This is a genomic window from Pseudoalteromonas sp. R86517, assembly GCF_042466295.1.
Classification (GTDB): Bacteria; Pseudomonadota; Gammaproteobacteria; order Enterobacterales; family Alteromonadaceae; genus Pseudoalteromonas; species Pseudoalteromonas atlantica.
On record NZ_JAXHCB010000002.1, the window covers coordinates 58854 to 81165 of the forward strand.

The 22312-nt window shown below is 38.8% G+C and carries 14 protein-coding genes; all 14 read left to right on the plus strand.

Annotation, left to right across the window (positions count from 1 at the left end; genetic code table 11):
- The first annotated feature begins 80 nt into the window (after positions 1-80).
- The 14 genes from SJY38_RS16350 (at position 81) to SJY38_RS16415 (ending at position 22310) form a co-directional block, all read left to right on the plus strand.
- Positions 81-1775: a hypothetical protein gene (locus SJY38_RS16350; RefSeq protein WP_377110247.1), complete on the plus strand. Its 1695-nt coding sequence runs from the start codon at positions 81-83 to the stop codon at positions 1773-1775.
- 309 nt (positions 1776-2084) lie between these two features.
- Positions 2085-3338: an SIR2 family protein gene (locus tag SJY38_RS16355; protein WP_377110248.1), complete on the plus strand. Its 1254-nt coding sequence runs from the start codon at positions 2085-2087 to the stop codon at positions 3336-3338.
- Between the two features lie 13 nt (positions 3339-3351).
- Positions 3352-5073, plus strand: coding sequence for an ATP-binding protein (locus SJY38_RS16360; RefSeq protein WP_377110250.1), 1722 nt, complete (start codon positions 3352-3354; stop codon positions 5071-5073).
- A gap of 117 nt (positions 5074-5190) precedes the next feature.
- Entirely contained in the window at positions 5191-7911 is a 2721-nt protein-coding gene (locus SJY38_RS16365; RefSeq protein WP_377110251.1) for a dsDNA nuclease domain-containing protein, read from the plus strand.
- Positions 7898-7960 carry an SEC-C metal-binding domain-containing protein gene (locus SJY38_RS16370; protein WP_377110328.1) on the plus strand — a complete coding sequence of 21 codons (63 nt, stop codon included), beginning with the start codon at positions 7898-7900 and terminating at the stop codon, positions 7958-7960. Before SJY38_RS16365 ends, SJY38_RS16370 begins: the two co-directional genes overlap by 14 nt.
- A 527-nt stretch (positions 7961-8487) precedes the next feature.
- The gene (locus SJY38_RS16375; RefSeq protein WP_182769360.1) at positions 8488-9126 is read left to right on the plus strand and encodes an RpiB/LacA/LacB family sugar-phosphate isomerase; all 639 of its coding nucleotides are present in this window, start codon (positions 8488-8490) and stop codon (positions 9124-9126) included.
- A 421-nt stretch (positions 9127-9547) separates the two neighbouring features.
- Positions 9548-10480, plus strand: a complete 933-nt coding sequence (locus SJY38_RS16380) for a hypothetical protein (RefSeq protein WP_377110252.1) — start codon at positions 9548-9550, stop codon at positions 10478-10480.
- A 4-nt stretch (positions 10481-10484) separates the two neighbouring features.
- Positions 10485-11675 carry a hypothetical protein gene (locus SJY38_RS16385; RefSeq protein ID WP_377110253.1) on the plus strand — a complete coding sequence of 397 codons (1191 nt, stop codon included), beginning with the start codon at positions 10485-10487 and terminating at the stop codon, positions 11673-11675.
- Positions 11676-11727: 52 nt separating this feature from the next.
- The gene (locus tag SJY38_RS16390; RefSeq protein WP_377110254.1) at positions 11728-13479 is read left to right on the plus strand and encodes a sulfatase-like hydrolase/transferase; all 1752 of its coding nucleotides are present in this window, start codon (positions 11728-11730) and stop codon (positions 13477-13479) included.
- Positions 13480-13499: 20 nt separating this feature from the next.
- On the plus strand, positions 13500-15611 hold the full coding sequence (locus SJY38_RS16395) for a multiheme c-type cytochrome (RefSeq protein ID WP_377110255.1): 2112 nt from the start codon (positions 13500-13502) through the stop codon (positions 15609-15611).
- A 387-nt stretch (positions 15612-15998) separates the two neighbouring features.
- The gene (locus SJY38_RS16400; RefSeq protein ID WP_377110256.1) at positions 15999-19166 is read left to right on the plus strand and encodes a BNR-4 repeat-containing protein; all 3168 of its coding nucleotides are present in this window, start codon (positions 15999-16001) and stop codon (positions 19164-19166) included.
- A gap of 136 nt (positions 19167-19302) precedes the next feature.
- The gene (locus tag SJY38_RS16405; RefSeq protein WP_377110257.1) at positions 19303-19998 is read left to right on the plus strand and encodes a DUF1080 domain-containing protein; all 696 of its coding nucleotides are present in this window, start codon (positions 19303-19305) and stop codon (positions 19996-19998) included.
- A 22-nt stretch (positions 19999-20020) separates the two neighbouring features.
- On the plus strand, positions 20021-21727 hold the full coding sequence (locus SJY38_RS16410) for a GMC oxidoreductase (RefSeq protein WP_377110258.1): 1707 nt from the start codon (positions 20021-20023) through the stop codon (positions 21725-21727).
- 10 nt (positions 21728-21737) lie between these two features.
- On the plus strand, positions 21738-22310 hold the full coding sequence (locus tag SJY38_RS16415; RefSeq protein ID WP_377110259.1) for a gluconate 2-dehydrogenase subunit 3 family protein: 573 nt from the start codon (positions 21738-21740) through the stop codon (positions 22308-22310).
- Positions 22311-22312 lie beyond the last annotated feature (2 nt).

Here is a 22312-nt window from a genome sequence, read left to right on the forward strand (position 1 = left end):
GAGTGTGGTTTATAAACCAACAATATAAACCATGCTCACTTACACTCGATATTTACTTACACATCACACCGAGACACACTATGCCATTATTCATACCCCTTAAAGCCTCAGTCGCAAATCGCATTAAAAAAGCAGTCGTTTTAAATTTAGTTATTGCCACCGGATTGTTAAATAGTGCTTGCTCTACAAATACGCCAGTCAAACAAAACACCGCGTTTTTGGATGAGCGCGCTGCATTAATAAAAAAATATTCAGCAACCGATAACGTATTTTCAACTCTGCAAAATCAAGTCGACCCAAATGATCCGCAAAGCAGTGAATATTGGCGTTGGAGAATTGATCAATACTTATATGGTGCTTACCCTGATTATCAAGCTATTTATGATAAATACACAAAAGGAAAATCATTTCACCAAATTTACAACCTACCACATGAAAACCTAGGCCCTAAAAAGGCTCTACCAGCATCGTTACCAAAACTACCTGAAGGTTATTTTACCGACAACCTTCAAGGAAACCCACACACCGGCTGGCACGATGTCATTGGTGATAAAGTATTTATTACGTATCAAGGGCATTTAACCGACCCTTACATAGCCAGTTACGATCTTAAAAATCATCAATGGGAAGGGCCTTATAAAGCTGCTGAAAGCACGCTTTCAAAAGGTGATAGAAAAATAGATAGCCACGGGCGGCCAATACTAGAACAAGACAGTAAAGGTCACTTTCATATTATTTATGGCGGCCACGGCGGAGAACGTGAAGACAGTTTAAATCCGCTTTCAATCGACACCCCTCATGCCGGTGGAAGAATGCTTCATGTTATGTCAGAGAAACCAAATGACATGAGCAAGTTTGTTTATGTAAACGACATAACTCCGTTTGCATCGTATACCGCCAGTGAAAAAATGGCCAACGGCGACATTTACCTATTTACCCGCACAGGAACGCATAAATCACCTTGGGTATATTACAAGATGCCAAGTGGTGCACAAACGTTTGATAAACCGGTCATCATTACAGCACCCACACCGCAAGAGCACAATCCAATAAACGTCGATACGTTTTATATTACCCCAAAGAAAGTGTCTGATACTGAAATCGCTATTAGTTCATTGTGGCATGAATGCAACTTTCTTGAGGAGCACAACAAAACTAATTACGGGCGTATTAACTCATATTACATGAAGCTAGATACCACTACAGATACGTTTTATAACGCACAAAATGAAAAGTTAGCGTTACCTATAACGTTAGCGAAAGCAAACGAAAAAACACTGGCTTTTGACTCCACACAACGAGAAGAAACACCTTTTAGTACCGTTCCTGTGGTGTTAGAAAATAATGCCCCTGCGGTTGCGTATCAAGCGCGCACTAAAAGTTACAGAGAGTGGCGTGTCACGTCGTTTGAAAGCGGCCAATGGAAACACAGCCAACCTATGCCTGGTGCAGCTAACAGAACCTTGACCGATAATAAAAACATCACGATCACCAATATTTTAAAGCTTGAATTTTTAGGTAAAGAGCAGGGGCAATATACAGCGGCTGTGACTTATAAAGATACCAAAGGCCAGTCTATTTTTGCCACAGCAAAAAGTGACGATAAACAAAATTGGCGTGTAGATAAAATATTTTTGAGCTCAACTAAAACACGGCTGCAAATGGAAGTAGTCAATAATGAGCAAGGCAATACTGTCGCCGTTTTACTCAATGTTAAAAAAGGCTCAGCACAGCGCTTATACCTATGGAGTGAAGGTAAGTTCCGCCCAGCTTGATAAGCCAGTGTGAAAATCAACTTATAGGGTAAAAAGCGCTGCCATTTTGGTAGCGTTTTTTATTTAAGCTAAGGTTGAGAGGGTCAAATGAGCGAGAATAGGGCGGTCGTTCAAGCTTGTTTTTGGACAGTAGTGAGTTAGAGCTGAAGGACGGCTCTGTGCTAACAGCGGTCATTCAGAGTTTAGGGGAATTTATAGTTTTACATCTGTTGCCTTGCTAACTATTTATACTTCAAGCAAACTGGTACTAACATAGATATCTATAATCTTGAGTGATGTGATACTTCTTCATTGAAAGGAATCAGTTAAATGGTAGCAGATAATACAATAAAATTTCTCTCTTCAGATGTACCCAAAAAAAACACTGCAGGTTATCGTGATTGTCTTAATATTGATTTAAACAATGAAGATGAAAATGATGAATTAAAGTTTTTTTTCCGTTTTGTTAATAAAATTCTAGATATTGATAACTTAGTTGTATTGGCAGGTTCTGGTACATCTTTAACATTTAATAAGCCTAATAAACCTGCAATAGCGCCAAGCATGTGGCATCTTTGGGAGTGTTGTAGTAAAGCGGATTTAAAATTATTCGAACTAGTACAGTCCGCTATTAAATACAAAGAGTTACAAGTAATTACCGATGATAAAGGTAAACCTAAGGCTGATATAGAACTTTTTTTATCCTTGTGCGACTCCGCACTTGCCGTCGGTGATTTGTCTACCACTAGAAAAGCTCAAGTAACTAAGTTTTTAGAACAGGCTAAAAGAATCATACTTGAGAAAACTAATTTTACAGATCTTATTAGTGATACAGATGATTGGATAAGCCATGATAAATTTATTCGAGCAGTAGGTCGTAGAAGTGCGCAGCAGCAGAGGTTAAAGCTATTTACTACCAATTATGACTTGGCATTTGAACATGCTGCATCAAATACTGGGTTTGTTGTTATAGATGGTTTCGAATATTCAAACCCTGCATACTTTAATCCAATGTGGTTTAACTACGACATAGTGAATAGAGGACAATCATTAAGTAATGAAGGCGCATATCTCCCAAATGTTTTTCAGCTATATAAAATGCATGGCTCTGTGGATTGGCGAAAAATAAACGGGAGAATTAGAAAAACCTCTGCCGACAGCGAAAAGGGGGAGCCTGTTTTTATCTACCCTAGCAGCAGTAAATATCAAACCTCTTACGATTCACCATATCTAGACATGATGTCATCATTTTTAGAAGCAGTTAAAAAGCCAAGAACAGGTGTACTTTGTTTAGGTTTTGGCTTTAATGATAAGCATATTAATAACGCCTTAACAATGGCCTTAAGAACGAATCCTGAATTTATGCTAATGGTGGCCACTAAAGATCCTTTTAATGAAAGTGGCTCTTTTAATAGTGGTATTAGAAATTTGTTACGATCAGCCATAAATCACGGAGATGGAAGAATAGCTATTTTGGATTCAACTTTTGAGCAATTTTCAAGTTTATTACCTGAACGAAGAGCGAAAAGCCCTGAAGATGACTTATTCAAACTGTTTGAAAAATTAGCTGAAAATGTTAAGTAGGGAGCAGAAATAAATGGATTTGCAAGAATGGTTTTCACCTTACGATTCGACTAGAAGAATTGGTAGTGTCATTAATGTTTCGGCCACTGAAATAATTGTGAACTTGTCTAAAGCGGGGTCAGGCGAGCCTAGTTGGTCATTCGGTAACAGAATTGCCGCAGGTGAAGTTAATGAGTTCGTATTTATAGATGTAGGCGAGACTGCAATACTCGGACGTCTAGTAAAGGTATGGATTGAAGGTGGGGAGCGTCTCAGTGTTGATGGTTTGGCAGATAAGCCAACAGAGAATCATCCTATTGGTTTAGTTCAAATATTAGTGAGCCTGAACCCCTCTAACGGCCTTAATTATAAAGGTATAAAGCAACATCCACGATTAGGTAGTCAAATATACTCAGCTCATCCATGTTTAGTGTCATTACTTGCTGAGGGTAAGCAAGATGATTTGGAAAATCAAATTCACCTTCCTTTGGCTAGTTTACCGCATGACGATTCCGTTACTATTCATGTTACACCAGAAAAACTTTTTTCTCGACATTGCGCAATACTCGGTGCTACAGGTGGTGGTAAAAGCTTTTCGATGGCAAAGATTATAGAAGAAGTTCATCTTGCTGGTGGTAAAGCTTTAATAATAGACCCTACGGGCGAATATCAAAACCTTCCTTGTGCAAGTTACTATGTAGGAGAACACCCATTATCAAATGAAAGTAACAGGGTTATTTTCCCTCACTGGAAGTTTACAGATAGTGATATTAGAGCATTTCTTCGACCTTCCTCACAAAGTCAATCTCCAAAATTAGATGAGGCTATTAGAAGTTTAAAAGTCTACGAAACATATCAATCAGTTCCCGGGCATGACATGACTTTTCTTCCAAATGGTACGGTTCAGAAAACTGGGTGTCTTAAAATTCCGTTTGAATCAGCAGTAACAAGTATTGCTTCAGACGAGCACATGAGGTCATGGAAATTCTCTAACCTAGCGACTCAAATAGAAAATGAATGTATTTATCCATCAGCGAACTTTGGAAAGAATCCCGAAAAATGGGGAGATGTTTCTCCTAATGACGTTGGTTATTGCTTAAATTTGGCTTCGAGAATTAGGGCATATTCGAATAACCCATACCTCAAGTGGATGATAGATCCTGATTACAAATATCAAATGATTCCTAACATTCTTGAGCGGTTCTGCGGTACTGAAGAACTAGGGCGAGTTGTCAGACTTGATCTATCCGAAGTAACCTTTGAAGCAAACTCGCGTGAGATATTAGTAAATGCAATTGGTAGAAAGTTATTGTCGTTAGCAAGAAAAGGTCAAATCAATCATGAGCAGCCACTGTTAGTTTTTATTGATGAGGCGCATCAATTTCTCAACAAAAAAGTTGGTGAAGAAACTAATAGGTTTGAACTTGATGCTTTTGGTAATATAGCTAAAGAAGGTCGAAAGTACGGTTTGAATACTGTTATCGCTACTCAAAGGCCTCGCGATATACCTGAAGATGTGCTGAGTCAAATTGGTACACTTATCGTTCATAGATTAACAAATCAACATGATCAAGAGATAGTAAAAAAAGCCGTTGGTGCAATAGATCAACGCTCAGCTTCATTTCTTCCCGTATTAGGTCAAGGCGAGGCATTATTACTAGGTGTTGATTTTCCATTTCCTATGACAGTAAAAATGAAAAAACCAACAAATGAACCAACATCAAAAAGTGCGAATTTTTCTTCAAGTTGGCAATAAATAATTTATTTCTTTAACAAGTTTTACTGTTTTGGTATAAAAAACGTTTTATGTATCCGTTATGCTCACTATACAATTTATAAACGGCTTAAAACACTAATAATAAAAGGAAATTTTGTGGAAGTGTTAGACAAACGACAAGCTGTACTAATTGAGTCAGTGCACAGAGGATTTCTCTATCAGCATTTATATGCTGTAGGCTGTTTATTTTCGGCCTCTAGTGCAAATGTTACTTCGGTTGTTGTTGAGCTTGATGAAGATATAGAAATAGTAAGTGACGATAGAACGTACATTCAAGTTAAGACTCGATCTGAACCAATCATTCCTAGTGACATCAATGGAGCCCTTGAAAGATTTAATGACCTCAGGGCAGAGCACAGTATAAATAAGCGCGTTGGTCAGGCTTTTTTTGTAATCGTTACAAATCAACCACCAGGTCCCAAACTAGCCAAATTGATTAACGGTAAAGAGTGGCCTCTTGATGTCAAATTTCTTTGGCCTGAATCAGGTCAAGCGCATCTACCTTCTGCATATCCACCTGCATGGGGTAATATTAATGAAGCTTTAAAGTGGTGCGTACTTCAAGCTGAAAAATTACCTTTTTCGATGATTTCTCCTGATTCTTTAGTGTGGAAACTTGCAGGACGAGTCCAGATGGCTTGTACTGGAGGTGCACTTCATCCTAATCACTCTTTTCAAACAGATGAGCTTCCTGATTTGTTTGAGCAATTACTGATTCAACTACAGGATTTTCCTTCCCCCCCAGATCCTTACCGACCACAAATTAATGAGCCGTCCATAAAGATGGAAAATTCTGTAAGAATAATCTGCGGGTTTTCGGGAGCAGGGAAAACAGCTTGGGTATCAGAAGCCGCCAGACATGCAACTGATACTATTGTTTACTATGATGTCGGAGAGCTTCCTGGCTCTGCTCTAGCTGCTTCCCTAGTGAGAGAGCTTGCTCCAAGAATCGTAGAGAGTCATTCTGATACAGTAAGAAAAATTTTATACCCTGGAGCGACTGGTCTTGAGTCTTTAAGTGCTCTAAGTATTCATTTAAAAAGTTTGGATAAACAGCCAATTATTGTATTAGACAATTCACATAGAATGCCTGCTGAGAACCTCCGTTCTGTTATTAATGCAGCTAATAGTATTCAGTTCATATTACTGTGTCAGCCTTCAGATAACTTGCGCTTGATTGAGGCTCAACTAGGTGTTGATCGTGAAGCTCTTTCTGGATGGGATTTAGATACGGTTGCAGTAGTCGCTCAAGCACATGACTGTAAAGGAAGTGTTGCCGCATTAGATAAGCTTATTAAACTCACAGGAGGAATACCGCTTTATGTTCAAAGTGCAGTAGGGCTTTCTGCAAGCCAAACCGAAGGTGATTTAGATATCTTTTGTCATGAACTTGAAACACTTACACATAGAGTAGAAACCGCACAAGAGATCATCCTTACTAAATTATTTGCATCGTTTCCGGTGACAACACAAAATATTTTATCGGTTTGGAGTCTTTCTGATGAGGCATTGTATCAATCTGAAATAATAGAGTTACTTAAAGGGGTGTTAAATTTACAGTCGCCAACCATAGTTGAAACACTTAGAAAGTTAAGAACTTCTGGTGTAATAGAGATTTACGGAGGCGAACGATTAAAGGTTCATGATGCTATTAGGATACTTGGCAGGCGAAATTTAGTAATCATGGAAGATGATGCTGTATTGCAATCACAGCGTTCTCTCAAAAATATACTAATGAAATCATTAATAGAAAAACGTGATAGCTCAAGGCTCTCTTTATTCATTCGTACACTTGTTGCGTTAGAAGAGGTTGAGCTTTTAATCGAGCTGGCAGGAGAAGAACATTTCCATGAAATGGGCATTAGTAATGAAATAAAAGCATTCTTAAAGCCTATTGCGGATTCTTTAGACGCTAGTCCCAAGCAACGTTTCTGGGCGTTAGATGGTTTGGTATTTGATGCGACTCATAATGGGGGAATTCATACTACAGCTAATTTTTTGGATCAGATGGAACAGTTGGTGGAAGCAAATCAATTAGGAACCAGGGAAAAGCTTTCATACATGATGAAGCGAATGCTTTATGAAGCTACACAAAGTAATACAGATAAAGTAATTGAGCTAATGGATACTGCATTTAATGAGATTCCTGATGATCCAGCGTATCTTAGGGTTTTTAAATATAATGCGGCGGCCTCCCTAATGGAATTGGGGGATATAGATATTTCATTACAAATACTAGAGGATCTTATCCCTGAATATTTTGATCTTATCGGTTTCCAGTATGAGGAAATGCGAGGTAAAAACTCTTCTGTTCTTTTGAATAAAATCAATAAATACCCTGAATTGCATGATGATCTGAAAAGATTAGCTACTGCTTTGTCATTACAGGGGGATTGCTTGCCTAGTAGCGAAAGACTATATATTAGAATTCAATGTATGAAGTTATATGAGATGGCGCAAGCTTACGACTCTTTCATTAAAACGGCTCAAAATTTAGCAGATGACTTTGTAGAACAACAGGACTTTATTGGAGCAAAAGGGGTAATGGACCAGTATGTCATGCCTAATATATCAAAATTAGGGTTATTAAATCGTATGTTTGATGTGAGGTGTCAGTATGCTGTAATACTTGCTTATTGTGAAGAATTTTCAGAATCCGAAAATGAACTACTGCGACTTGAACCTCTAGTCGCAGGACAGCCCGAAGAAATGCAGGAGCAGATTGTAACTCAACGTAAGTTAATTAGTGGGTTACGAAGTAAGGCGCTAAGTTCAAAATTTAGTACAAAAATCAACAAAAAAAATTGGCCGGAATAAGCCATGTCCGTGTGGCTCAGGGATGAAATATAAAAAATGTCATGGGTAATGGTATTAAAGCAATTAAAGTATTGATATTTGTTCTGAGGCGCTTTGGGGATAAACCTAATTCCATGCAAAAATGATAGGAGGAATTTAAGTTGTAAATGGATGTGGGTTTCTACGTTAAAATTGTAGTTTTAGACATAGAGTTAACATCTAATGATGAAAGTCCAACGACCGCTTATCGCTCAAAGCCGCCCTTAGAGCATTTAAATTAACTCGTTTTGGGGCAGAAACGACTTAATCATGAATGAATGCTCATGGCACTCACTAGTCACTCGACAAGATAAAACGTTGATAATATTTGGCAAGGTATTTTACTGTGTCGGATGTCGCTTCGCTTATCTGACCTACTCTGGTAAATAGTCGACTTGAATAAATGACGTTTTATTTAAGCTGAACGCAAACGCTAATGTACTCATACAAACCATAGGAAGTATGTTTAGCGCATTTTTAAACGCTCTATGGGTTATTTTCTGACTAAACCAATGATACACTTGAGTCATATTCACTCACTAAGGTGTAAAACCAATCATGAAAATAGCATTAATGTTTGAAAATAGCCAAGCGGCTAAAAATCCAATTATTTTAAACGAACTTGAAAGTGTTGCCTTACCGTTAGAACACAGTGTGTTTAACGTGGGTATGAATAGCGAAAACGATCATCACCTAACGTATGTTCATTTAGGCATTATGGCGGGGATTTTACTTAACGCTAAAGCCGTTGATTTTGTATTTGCAGGATGTGGCACTGGCCAAGGTGCGATGATGTCGTTAAATGCTCATGATGGTGTTTTCTGTGGCTATTGTATTGACCCTTCAGATGCCTTTTTGTTTAACCAAGTGAATAACGGTAACGCATTAGCACTGCCGTTTGCTAAAGGATTTGGTTGGGGCGCTGAGTTAAACGCGCGTTATATTTTTGAAAAAGCACTTACCGGTGAGCGCGGTGCGGGTTACCCTGTTGAGCGCAGGGAGCCTCAGGTGAGAAACGCATCAATTTTAACGCAAGTAAAGTCAGCCTTAGTTAGTCGCAGCTATGTTGATTCATTAAAAAACCTTGATCAAGAATTAGTTAAAACCGCAGTTTCGGGTGAGCGTTTTCAGGCATGTTTATTTGAAAACGGCCAAGATCAAGACCTTATTGATTATGTTAAGTCATTATTAGCCTAATAACTGACTCGCATTCGGAGAATTGTCAGTAAGTAATATCCCTTGAGTTACTATTAACTTAAGGGTTATTACTTATAAAGTTTGAACATCACAACCACTTGCTGCCGATTTTAGCTGGTGCTATCCCTCAGAATACCTTTGCGTTAATTGAAACTACCTTGTTTATTTTCTCTCTTTTTACCGTTTGTTTAACAGTCACGTACTTCTAATTGAAATAGAGTTAAATCTATTTTCAAAGATTAATGTTGATAGTTTGTTAGTTTATTAGATTTCATTTACAATCATTTTTACTCATATTGAGTCGTTATGCATAATTGTTCTTATCTTGATGATTTACAGAGACGAACAAGGTGTTCAAAAATCCCTTAATAGAAAGTAGCGATTACAAATTACCGACTTTATCAAGATAGAGAAACAAATAATGAAAAAACTATTACTGCCTTTGGTTATTTTAAGCACTTTTTTGAGTGTAGCTTGTAGTCAAAGCACAACACGTATTGAAGGTAAAACGAAAGAGAGTGCCTCAAATCAATCAATAAAAGGCAAATTTGAAGCTCTTAACCCGCCTATAGGTCGTTTGGCCGTAGTCATAGATGGTAATTCCCCTGATCCCGATGATATTGGTGCTACACCTGTTATGTTGGCGCTTTTACAAAACACTGGGTTATCTAGCCGACTTGTTCATTTATCTCACTCTTGCGATTTAGACCCTTTTAGAAACAAAGCGCGGTATCAAATTGATGCCGAAAATGAAATGCGTCGGCAAAATAAACTAGATGAATTAAGTGCTAGAGGTATCGATTTATTTGGACCATTTAACAATTTACGTGATTTTTATAATTGCCGAGTTGATCAAGCAGGAGCAAAACAAGATTTAGTCGATGCAATCAACGCATCATCTATTGATAATCCGCTTTGGATAGTTGAAGCAGGTGAGCCCGACCTTATAGGCTATGCATTGGAAGCTGCACAAAAAAATAAGGTGCAACATGTTCACGTAGTGTCTCATCACCCTGCAAATGACAATAGCGGTGACTTTTTTACTTGGCAGCAAATTCTAGACTTTGGTGTAAAAGAGCATCAAATAGGAGATCAGAATGTGGGGCTTCAGGGGCCAATAGCTGATTGGGACTGGGCCAAAAACCATTCAGATAGCGGTATTGCATTTATTTGGGAAATGATGGCCTATGCTGAGAAAGACGGTGTTGTTCCATTTCAAACTAATAAATTTGATTGCTCTGATGCAGGAATGATTTATTGGTGGATAACGGGCGCTGATAATGGCGGTAATAAGCACTCAACACCAAAAGAGATAAAAGAAGTTTTACTGCTTAATGCGGTAAATAGGGGCTAAAAATTTGAGACTATTAAACACAAAATTAGCCCTTTATCTACCGATTATTGTAGCCAGCTTTGCAGCTTCAACAACCAATATTAATGCGATGCAGAGTTATTATGAAGATTCAGGCTTCGTGGTTATAGAAGCAGAAAAATTTTCAACTCAGCACTTAGATGCTAAGAGGCGATGGTTGGTGTTTTCAAAAAATACGCCAGTTCATAATTTCGCTGATGCAGACCAAGCCCATTATCATGACGCTAGCAACGGGTCTTATATTGAAATACTCCCTGATACCCGCAGTAACCATCACGAAGCGTTAGTTAGACATGAGAACTTCACAAATAAAGCCGGCACAATGGCTGTGCTTAGCTATCCGGTTTACTTTGAAACGCCTGGGAAATATTACGTTTGGGCAAGAGCATACAGCACCGGAAGTGAAGATAATGGCCTGCATTTAGGTATAAATGGGCAATGGCCAGAATCTGCACAGCGCTTGCAACTATGTGAGGGTAAACATGCTTGGACATGGTCTTCTGCTCAACGAGTAAACACGAATCATTGTGGTACTCCCAACACCATTTATATCGAGATACCACACAAAGGTGTTCATACCATTATGGTATCAATGCGTGAGGATGGCTTTGAGCTTGATAAATTACTCTTAACGAAAGAAAAGGGCTATATACCTGTAGGTAAAGATAAGCCAGAAACACTGAATAAGCCCAAACAATTACAAGAAAAAACTCAGTTATTAAAGGTAACGGACTACACCCGGATTCTATACGCAGTGGACGATTTTACTATTGAAAATACGGGCGAAATTCCCTATTACCAGCATAAAGCAGAGAATGCCTTAGCAATAAATGCGGTGAACACTACTTACCGTAATAAGTTTGCACACGCAGAATATATTGTGCAGGCCAAAGACGTTGGCAGCCATACTCTTGACTTGGTCACACTAGCTGAAACAGACGGTGAATCGACTTATATTGTTTCAATAAATAATAAAAAAATTGGCGAGTTTACTAATCCAGAAACGAGTGATGATTACGAAGAAATATACTTTAGCATGAAGGGTGTTGAACTCGCTAAAGACGATATTATACGAGTTTCCTCTAAAGCAGTCACAAATGGCAAAATTCCTGAGAACGGAGGTACCGCATTTGCCAGAGGACGATGGCGGGCGCTGGTGTTTAGCAGAAATGATTAATGAATCGCTATTCTGACCATACAAAAATACAAAGAGGTGGCATATGTGTTGTATGAGTTTTGGTTACAAGCAAGTTTGGATGTGGATATTGTTATGTTGCGCTTGTAGTTCACAGGCAGTGGAAGGCGGGATTGCAAAGCATGACGTGTCTAACAAACCCAATATTTTATGGTTAGTAGTTGAGGATATGAGCCCTATTATTGAGCCCTATGGTGATAATACTATAAAAACACCCTCTATTACTCAACTTGCAAATGAAGGGGTGACTTATACGAATGTGTATTCAACTTCAGGTGTGTGTTCGCCAAGCAGAGCAGCTATAGCGCTGGGAATGTATCCTTCTTCGGTTGGTGCAAATAATATGCGAACAACCTCTAATACTGAGCAAACAGGTTTGCCAAAATATGAGGCTGTACCCCCTGAAAATGCGAAAATGCTTAGTCAATACCTTCGCGAGGAAGGCTACTACACAACAAATAACTTAAAAACTGATTACCAATTCAAAGCGCCAAAAGCAGCATGGGATGAAAGTGGGCCTTTCGCTCATTGGCGTAATAGAAAGCCCGGGCAGCCATTTTATGCAGTTGTTAATTTTACCACGACACATGAGTCAGGCTTATTTGAGCCATATGGGTTCAGAAAAATAGAATCTCGGCATTACTTTTCTGACAATAGAAAGAAAATCGCAAAACTACCGCAACATCATGCTGAAAAATCATCTGAGGCGAATACACCTGAGCATGTGCCTAAAGATCTTGATTTCCCTATTCCGCCATATTTGCCTGATACTCCTCTTGTTAGGCGCGACCTATGGAAAATGTATAATAACCTTGCAGAAGCCGATAAACAGATTGCTGCGGTATTACAGCAATTAAAAGACGATGGCTTATACGATAATACTATTATTATGTTTTACTCAGACCACGGCGGACCTTTACCAAGGCAAAAGCGGTTAATTTACGATAGCGGCCTCAAGGTCCCTTTTATAGTTCGTTACCCCAATGCAAAGCATGCAGGCAAAAAAAATGACGAGCTGGTTAGCTTTGTTGATTTTGCCCCAACGCTTTTGAACCTAGCTGGTATAGATAAGCCCGAGCATATGCACGGGAGAAGCTTTTTAGGTAAACAACAAACTGCAAAACGTGAATACATCCATGCTGCAGCAGATAGGTTTGATGGTTTTACAGATGTAATAAGGGCTGTTAAAAATAAGCGCTTCAAATACATTAGAAATTACCGTCCAGAACAAGGTTATTATTTGCCAGTAGTCTATCGAGAAAAAATACCTACCATGCAGGAGCTATTACGTTTACGGGATGCAGAGCAACTTACACCGGCACAAGCTTTATGGTTTAGAGATAAAAAAGACCCTGAAGAATTATTTGATTTAGCCAATGATCCTCATGAGTTAAATAATATTATTACCGACCCCAGTTATAAAAAAGTGGTCGCTGAGCTTAGTGCAGAAATGGACCGTTGGTTAAGAGAAATTAACGATGAACCAAGGCTTGCGGAATCCCAACTTATTAAACAACTGTGGGCGGGAAGTGAATCACAGCCAGTAACCGCAAAGCCACAATTTAAAATCAGTAATGGCATAATACACCTAAGTAGCCCAACGCCTGGTGCGGTGATTTCTTATCAATTAGGTAACATCACCCCTCCTGATTTATGGCAATTATACAAAGGCCCTTTTAAATTAGATCAAGCAACATCGGTGAAAGCCGTTGCTCATAGAATTGGTTTTAGTGAAAGCGATAGCGTTATTTACGACCCTGATAAAATTATTTACTCACAATACTAGCGTTTTAAAGCAGAAAAATAATGATAAAAATATTCAAGATTATAGTAGTTGTAACGCTTTTGATGAGCAGCTTTTTTTCTATTGCTAATGAGGAGTGTTCTTCATGTCATAGCAAGGAGGTGTCTGATTGGCAGCAGTCTCACCATGCAGGTGCAATGGCCCAAGCAACATCAGATAAAGTATTAGGTGACTTTAATAGTGTAATTGTTGAACATTTTTCTCAAAAAGCATTGTTTTACACTAAAGATAATGAGTTTTTAATCGATTTAACTGAGAACAATACTAAGCAGACTTATAAAGTAAGTTATGTATTTGGTTTTACCCCACTTCAGCAATACCTTATTGAAGTAGAGCAGGGGAAATACCAAGTTTTCCCTTTTGCTTGGGATAGTCGCGATGCCAAAGATGGTGGGCAGCGCTGGTATGCAAATTATGAAACTGAAGATGTAAAACCAAATGATCGTTTGCATTGGTTACAACCTTTACAAAATTGGAATGGGATGTGTGCAGATTGTCATTCTGATAATTTAAAGCGTAATTATGATGTAGAAAAGGATGTGTTTGATACGCACTTTTCAAATATAAATGTGGGATGTGCTTCTTGCCATGCTGACCTATCAAAAGATCACAAAACTAACCCGTTACCAAAAACAAATAAGGTGAAACCGACCAATATGTCTGGTTGGAAAATAACGGATAAAAGCAACATTGCTACTTGGCAAGGTGCTAAACGTGATAACAGCTTTATGGAAGCCTGTTATGCCTGTCATTCATTGCGCAGTCCACTAACAGACGGGTTTAGTAGTGATAAGCATTTTTTAGATCAATTCAGCCCCTCTTTCTTAGAGCCAAATTTGTATCATGCTGATGGCCAAATAAAGGAAGAGGTTTATGTATTTGGCTCTTTTAAGCAAAGTAAAATGTATGAAGCCGGTGTAAATTGCCTGGATTGTCATGACAAACACACGATGGAAATTAAATCACAAACGAATGGCCTTTGCCTTCAATGTCATAAAAGTAGTGAATATGATGTGCCCAAGCACCACCGGCATAAGCAAGCGTCGCAAGGTAGCCAATGTGTAAATTGTCATATGCCTACTAATAGGTATATGGGGGTAGATGATAGAAGAGATCATAGTTTTAAAATCCCGCGCCCTGATATTTCTATCATTTATGATACGCCTAATGCGTGTACTCAGTGTCACGATGATAAAACAAATGAATGGGCTAACACTGCGCTAGAAAGCTGGCATGGCAAGGCCGCTCCGTTGTCTAACAAAGAGCATGCAATGTTAGCACTTCGATCGGCCAATAGTGTGCCGTTAAATATTCACCTTGGATTGATTAATGATACTTCATTGAGTGAAATTGATAGAGCAAGTGCAATTACTTATTTGGCAAGCACTGGTTCAGTAATAGATGATGCAATTATATCTAGGTGGGTAAACTCGCCACTGCCACTTATACGATTAGCGATTGCTAAAATAGGCTATATGCTGCCTGAAAGTGAGCGTTTTAAAAGTTACAGCAAGTTGTTAACAGATAAATTTAAGGCGGTTAGGGTTGCCGCCGCACAAAATCTGAGTTATCAAAATAATCCGTCGGGCGAACTCAGTGAGGCTATTGTTGAGCTGGCACAGTCCAATAAAGTTAACTCTTGGCGTGGAGAAGGTCATATTAATCAAAGTATGCTCGCATTAAATAAGCGAGATGTTACATCGGCAATTAGGTATTTAAAAAAAGGTATTGATGTAGACCCATATTTTGATCCTAACTATGTAAATTTGTCTGATATTTATTTTCGTCAAGGGAGTCAAGAAAAAATGCAGACTGTGCTTGATCAAGGGTTGGCTGCAATACCTAATTCTGCTGCATTAAATTATGCAAATGGAATGGCAAAAATAAGAAGTAATAAAAAAGTTGAAGCAATAGAGTATTTTAAAAAGTCGATGGAGCTTGAACCTAACAATGTGCAATACGCATATTTATATTACTTAGCCTTAGATAATGCTGGTTTAACTGCCAAAGCGCTTGATGAGTTAAAACAAAATCTAAGAAAATATAGTAACGCCCGCCAACTTATGGAGCTTGCAAATAGTTTTGAAGGTAAGCTAAGAGAAATAGGCCCTTAGATATCTTTAGAAATGCAAAATCTATTTACGTAAAATTTTACTAAATGCGGGTAACATCGAATAGTTACAGCGGTATGGGTAGGTATTGCCTACCTACCTTTTTAAATAATACCTAAATTACTCTTATACACATAAAGCAGTGCTGTTTACGTACATTATCAGTCCTCGTTAGCTTCCCTTCTTTTAATAGATTTTTATATTAGACTGATGCCCTTCTTTTGATTGATGTTGATTTGTATTGATCGTTTTTGCTTTTTTGTTATAGTTTTATTAACGAAAGTAAAATAGTAAAGGCGTCTCTATAAGTTAAATCTAAATATTTCAAAACAGTTTACACAATTGAATCCACACAATTCATTTAGACAACATCGATAAACAGAGAGCAATATGAAAAAACACACAATAAAAGCGAAACACACGCTTTCATCTCTGCTTTTGTTAACTTCTGCATTTTATGCTGCCTCAGGGCACGCAAGAGTTGAATTAGAGCAACAAGTTAAAATTTCAGACACTGGTTTGCACTTTGATGGACAAGATTTAGATTTTAGTAATGTAGCTAACCCAGACACTGGAACGCAATACGACTTCTTTTTTGGTCGAAATATCTCTGCGCATGGCGATGCCGTTAAAGTATATAAACATTATGTATTTATGACTTGGTATAAAGGCGGTAAGGAAGAGCGTAATGTAATGTTGAGCCGCTACAATACATTAACGGGAACATTGGCAACTATAGAATTTCCACATCGCCATACAGGTTTTAGAGGAGACCCTTTAGTTGGGGAGTCGCATAATACAATTGGCTTAGCAGTGAGCCCTATCGATGGCACTATTCATATGGTGTACGATATGCACGCCTACGACGATAACAATCATGGTGGTAAATTCAAAGATGACTTCTTCCGCTATTCTTTTAGCGAAACAGGGGTTGCTGACTTACCCGATGAGCAGTTTACTCTTAATAAGTTTGTTAAAGATACCAGTAGTGTTAGTCAAGGGGCTGATGACTATAAGCATTTAACAATGACAGGTAATTTAGCCGATAAAGCAAATTTTGCGCGTTTAACTTATCCCAAGTTTTTTACAAATACAGATGGTACATTGCTGCTTTATATGCGCTTGGGTGGTAACAATAACGGTGCCTATGTATTTAATCGCTATAACGCTCAAACAAAAAAGTGGTCAAGCTTCACTAAATTTAATCACAATAACCAAAAAAGTTATGGTAATGCTTATAACTGGGGCCTCTATGGCAATATGAAGTACGTTAATGGCAAACTTCGAGTAGGCTACCAGCAGCGAAGCAACGATAATAACGATAGATATAAATATCAAAATGGTGTTTTTTACGCCTATTCAGACCACTCAGATGGTATAGGTGAATGGAAAAACCATCAAGGTGAGCCAATGACATGGCCGCTTGTAAATTCGGATGAGATAAAAGTACTGGAACCGGGTGACTACATAGATCATCAAGAAGCTAATTCTGTTTATATTGTAGGTAGCTTTGACTGGACAGTGACTAAAAAGGGAGATGTGCATTTTATAAGTAAAGTACGCTCAACCGATAGAACCCGTCCTGATTATCAAGAAGTTTATTTACACTCCTATAAGCCAGCTGGCGCAACAGAGTTTATTACGTCAACAGATTTTGTTGGCGCAAGTGAAATTTATACGGCTGGTGATAACGTATATATTATTGGTTTAAACAATGGACGACCTTACGTTGAAAAAGCGCAAGGTGGCACAAATAACTTTACGCGCGTATACGAAGCAACTGATGGGCCAGTATTTGATCATGGCACTATTTACATCAAAGATGGCAAAGTTTACTACTACCTAATGGAACGCGGGGCAGGGAGTGCGTTACCACTTCATTTGCAAGTAATAGATTTAGATATAGAAAGTGAAATTAACTCACCTATCGTCACTTTTCCGAAGACAAGCATTACTGTAGAGGAAGGTTACAGTGAATTGTCGTTTAAAGTAACGGCTGTAAGTCCAGTGGCTGATCGCAGCATCAGCAAAGTTGATTTATTTGTTGATGGCACGCTAATTCGTTCAGACAATGCAGACCCTTTTGTATGGGGTCATAAAAACAAGCCATTAGAGCTACTAGGCTTAACGGCTGGAAATCATACCTTTGAAGCAGTTGCAACTGATAGTGAAGGTGTCACTGGCTCTTCCACAATGCAGTTGCTTGTTCAATCCGATTCGCCAGTCATTAGTTTTCCTGATAACGAGCTAACTGTAAAAGAGGGCTTTGAGCAGCTGACATTTACGTTGCAAGCATCAAGTCCTGTTGCTGATAGAACAATTGAATCTGTTACTTTATACATTAACGATAATTTAATACGTACAGACGACAAAGCTCCTTTTAACTTTGGCCATAAGTTTAATCCACACGAAACAGGCGCAATGGGGTGGTTAGACTCACATTCTCCCAACCCCTTACCACTCGGTGCAGGAATTTATACTTTTAAAGCAGTTGCCATAGATAGTGAAGGCGCTCAAAGCATAGCGACAATGACTCTTAATGTTGAAGGTGAGCCTAAACCGCCAGTGGTTTCTTTCCCTAATGAAACCATTACTGTTTTTGAAGGATACGAAAAGTTAGGTGTGACAATAGATGCAGTATCTCCCGACAATCGTGATATTCAATCTGTAACTTTATATGTTAATGGTGAGTTTGTGCGTACTGATACCAAGCCTGTCTGGAATTTTGGCCATTCATATGCACCATATGAGCTAGGTGCAATGGGTTGGTTAGACAGGCACGAGCCAAATTCGTCACCTTTAGGGGTAGGAAGCCATACTATCACTGCAATTGCGCGAGATACCCAAGGTTTAGAAGGGGAAGCGAGTATTACACTTATCGTAGAAGAAATACCGGCTCCAAATGTTTATTTTTTAGAACCCGAGATAGAAGTGCCAGTAGGGTATGAGTCTCTAAGTGTATCGGTTCATAGTGAGTCTGCATTAAATAGCATTGATATAGAGCGGGTAGAGCTTTATTTGAACGACACCTTAGTGCGTGATATTTGGCAGCCTCCTTTTGCCTGGGGTAACGAAGAGTATTCAACTGAGCTCCTTGGTTTAGCCGCCGGTGAGTACGCTCTAAAAGCTGTAACAACTGATAGTAAAGGGAAATCTTCAAGTGCAGAAAAACGCTTAATAGTAAACCCTAACCTTGTCTATGTATCATCTGAGGAGAAGCAATACCCCGCGTCTAATGTGTTAGACGGTGACCTTTCTGATAGCTCAAGTTGGCGTGCGGACAAAAATGGAACTCAATCAATAGTTATTGATTTAGGAGAGTTAAAATCTATTACAGGGACCCAACTTTGGACTGCGAACGATAAAGCAATTAAGTATCAAATTTATGTATCAGAAACGATTGATGGTCGATATAAAAAAGTAGCAAAGCATAAGGGCAGAGAGGTTAACAATCAGCCAAGTACAACTACTTTTTATAGAGAAGGACGCTTTGTTAAATTAAAAGCGATCGGTAACTGGCCTGCTATATCAGAGTTTAATGTATTGTTTGAAAACTAACATCAGGTTAAGCATCGCTTTTCACTAAACTATTGGACTTTAGTGCAAAGCGATTTTCCAAAAAAGTACTTTTAATGCAGGTTATTTATATCTGCTTTTAAGTATATCGCGACAAAGTGTTAGTAAGGAGAATACGTTGACTGGTATTAAATCATATTTAGCTATATTTTTTGCTTTTTCGGTTACAGCATGTACAACAACGCAAAGAGTTGCTTTGCTAGACCCTCAGCTTAGCCGTTTTGATAATGTTTACTCGTTTGGGCAAGCACGCTTCATAGATGGTGAGTTGCATTTAATTTCACCTAACAATTGGTTTCTAACTACAAAGCAGCGTTACAGCAACTTTATTTTGACTGCCGATATAAAAATGCCGAAAGTTGATGAGTATAGTAATTCGGGTATTATTTTTAGAGGCCAAATTGAGCAAGATAAAGACGGTAAACGCGTTGTTGGCTATCAAGCTGAAATAGATCCGAGCCCACGTCGTTGGAGCGGAGGGTTATTTGATCAAGGCCGACGAAAATGGCTGTACCCCGAACACCCTCAAAGATCACACAAAGATAATGACTTTATAAAAAGTCACTTACCCCCTTGGTCAAAGCTGCAAGCCGGAGCTTATAAGCCAGATGAATGGAATTCATTACGAGTCGTCTGCGACGGCGCTTCAATAAAAATTTATCTAAATGGAATACTCACTACCCATGTAGAAGATATTAAAGATGATGAAGGTGTTATAGGCCTACAGCATCACGGAAGCAAGTCTTATAAAGAGTCGGGCCTTAGGGGCAATGTGGTTAGGTTCAAAAATATATTCATTCGAGAGCTAAAATAATAAATAAAATGGAGCATACTGTATGTATGACGTGATCGTAGTAGGCTCAGGTATTACAGGTGGTTGGGCAGCAAAAGAGTTCTGTGAAAAAGGCTTAAAAACCCTTGTAATAGAGCGTGGGCGTAATATTCAGCATCAAGGCCCAGAATATACTGATATGCAAATGCCTTGGCAAATTGAGAACCGAAACAAAGTCCCTGAAATCCTCAGTGAGGAGGGAAGGTACTCTATGATTGAGCGAAAAGGCTATTTCAAAAACGCCACTAAACAGTTTTTTATTGATGACAAAGAGCATCCTATCTCATATCCAAAAGAGAGTCCGTTTAAATGGATTAGAGGCTACCAATTAGGTGGCCGTTCATTAACTTGGGGTAGACAATCCCTTCGGTGGGGGGTGAAGGATTTCCAAGCCAATGCCAAAGATGGTAATGGTGTCCCTTGGCCTATAGGCTACGACGATTTGGCGCCTTGGTATGATTACGTAGAGTCTTTTATTGGTGTATCTGCGAATAAAGATGGGTTAGATACGTTACCCGATGGTATATTTCAAAAGCCGTGGGAGATGAGTTGTGCTGAGAAGTTTATAGCTGAGAACTTAAAGAAGGCTTATTCAGACAGGCATTTAATTGTAGGGCGTTCGGCCAATCTCACACAACCGACTAAAGAACAAACTGAGCTTGGTCGTGGCCAATGTCAGGCTCGATCATATTGTAATCGAGGGTGTACATTTGGTGGTTATTTTAGTTCACTTTCAGCAACATTACCTGCTGCTAAAAAAACAGGTAACTTAACTGTTGTAACAGACTCAATAGTTGAAACAGTTGATTACGATGATAGATCAGGTAAAGCATCGGGTGTCACTGTAATTGATGCTCATACTAAGAAAAAGCGTCAATATCGCTCGAAGATTGTATTCTTATGCGCCTCTGCATTAGGTTCTGTGCAAGTACTCCTGAACTCTAAGTCTAAAACGTTTCCTAATGGTATTGCTAATTCCAGTGGTGCTGTTGGGCATTACATTATGGATCATTTTTCTGGCGTTATAGCGAATGCGAAAGTACCAGGTTTTGATGATAAATACTCAATAGGGCGTAGGCCGATTGCTACATACATACCAAATTATCGACACGAGCAGAAAGACGACGCTGATTTTATAAGAGGATTTGGTTTCCAAGGTACAGCACAGCATCGAAGCAACACTGGCACAACTGCAAAAAAGGTCGGTATTGGCGCTCAAGTAAAAAATGACAGTAATCAACCAGGCCCTTGGCGCTTTAGAGCAATAATGTATGGTGAAATGTTACCTAGGTTTGAAAATCATGCGCGGTTACATCCTACGGAAAAAGACCAATGGGGTATTCCTATATTACATATTGATGCACGAATAAGAGAAAACGAGCGCAAGATGATTAAGCGAGCCGCGATAGATATTAAAGAAATACTGACCGTAGGTGGCTGTGTGGATATCAAAATAAACGAATTTCCTGAAACAAAGCCTATTGCTGTTGGCGATCGCGTTCATGAGATGGGAGGGGCGTGTATGGGCGAAGATCCTAAAAGTTCCGTTTTAAACAAATGGGCTCAGAGCCACGATGTTAAGAACTTGTTTGTAACCGATGGTGCCTGCATGTCATCTTGTGCAACTCAAAACCCTTCATTGACTTATATGGCTATTACCGCTCGAGCTGTTGATTATGCAGCTAAACTATTTTTTAAAGGCCAATTGTAAGGGAAGGGTTATGTCTAAAGTTAATATAAGTCGTCGTTTATTCATTGGAGCATCAGTATATTTTGTTACTAGCCCCGTTTGGGCATCAATTTTTAATACTACAAATTCGTTATCTGTTTATTCACAAAGTGGGCGTTTCTTTACTGCCCGTGAATTAACCATTTTGACTGATGTGGCTGAAATAATGATACCTAGAACAGAATTACCAGGGGCGACAGATGTAAATGTTATTGGTGTTTTAGATGCACTGATGCTCAGTTGGGCTGGAAAAGAAACTAAGCAACGGTATAAGTTTATTGTTAAACAGATAGATTTAATTTCTCAATCAAGCTTTAGAGTGAAATATCAAAGTGCGTCAAAATCTGATAGGGAGTCTTTAATTATTGAGTTAGATAAACAAGCATTTGCGGAACGCGCGACTGAACTATCAAGGAGTTACCGTAAACTTAAAGAAATGATATTTCATATTTTTTACACTTCAGAAGAAGCGAACCCTAATTTTATGTTAGTTCCCGGTACTTATAGAGGCGATATCATTAAAGAAGAAGTTGATGCTTATAATGAAAAAGGGAGAACAGTTTAGGT

Excerpts from the sequence above, each read along its gene's own strand:
- SJY38_RS16360 (WP_377110250.1), top strand. The coding sequence starts at position 3,352 with ATGGATTTGCAAGAATGGTTTTCACCTTACGATTCGACTAGAAGAATT.
- SJY38_RS16390 (WP_377110254.1), top strand. The coding sequence starts at position 11,728 with ATGAGTTTTGGTTACAAGCAAGTTTGGATGTGGATATTGTTATGTTGC.
- SJY38_RS16400 (WP_377110256.1), top strand. The coding sequence starts at position 15,999 with ATGAAAAAACACACAATAAAAGCGAAACACACGCTTTCATCTCTGCTT.
- SJY38_RS16355 (WP_377110248.1), top strand. The coding sequence starts at position 2,085 with ATGGTAGCAGATAATACAATAAAATTTCTCTCTTCAGATGTACCCAAA.
- SJY38_RS16350 (WP_377110247.1), top strand. The coding sequence starts at position 81 with ATGCCATTATTCATACCCCTTAAAGCCTCAGTCGCAAATCGCATTAAA.
- SJY38_RS16395 (WP_377110255.1), top strand. The coding sequence starts at position 13,500 with ATGATAAAAATATTCAAGATTATAGTAGTTGTAACGCTTTTGATGAGC.
- SJY38_RS16410 (WP_377110258.1), top strand. The coding sequence starts at position 20,021 with ATGTATGACGTGATCGTAGTAGGCTCAGGTATTACAGGTGGTTGGGCA.
- SJY38_RS16415 (WP_377110259.1), top strand. The coding sequence starts at position 21,738 with ATGTCTAAAGTTAATATAAGTCGTCGTTTATTCATTGGAGCATCAGTA.
- SJY38_RS16380 (WP_377110252.1), top strand. The coding sequence starts at position 9,548 with ATGAAAAAACTATTACTGCCTTTGGTTATTTTAAGCACTTTTTTGAGT.
- SJY38_RS16375 (WP_182769360.1), top strand. The coding sequence starts at position 8,488 with ATGAAAATAGCATTAATGTTTGAAAATAGCCAAGCGGCTAAAAATCCA.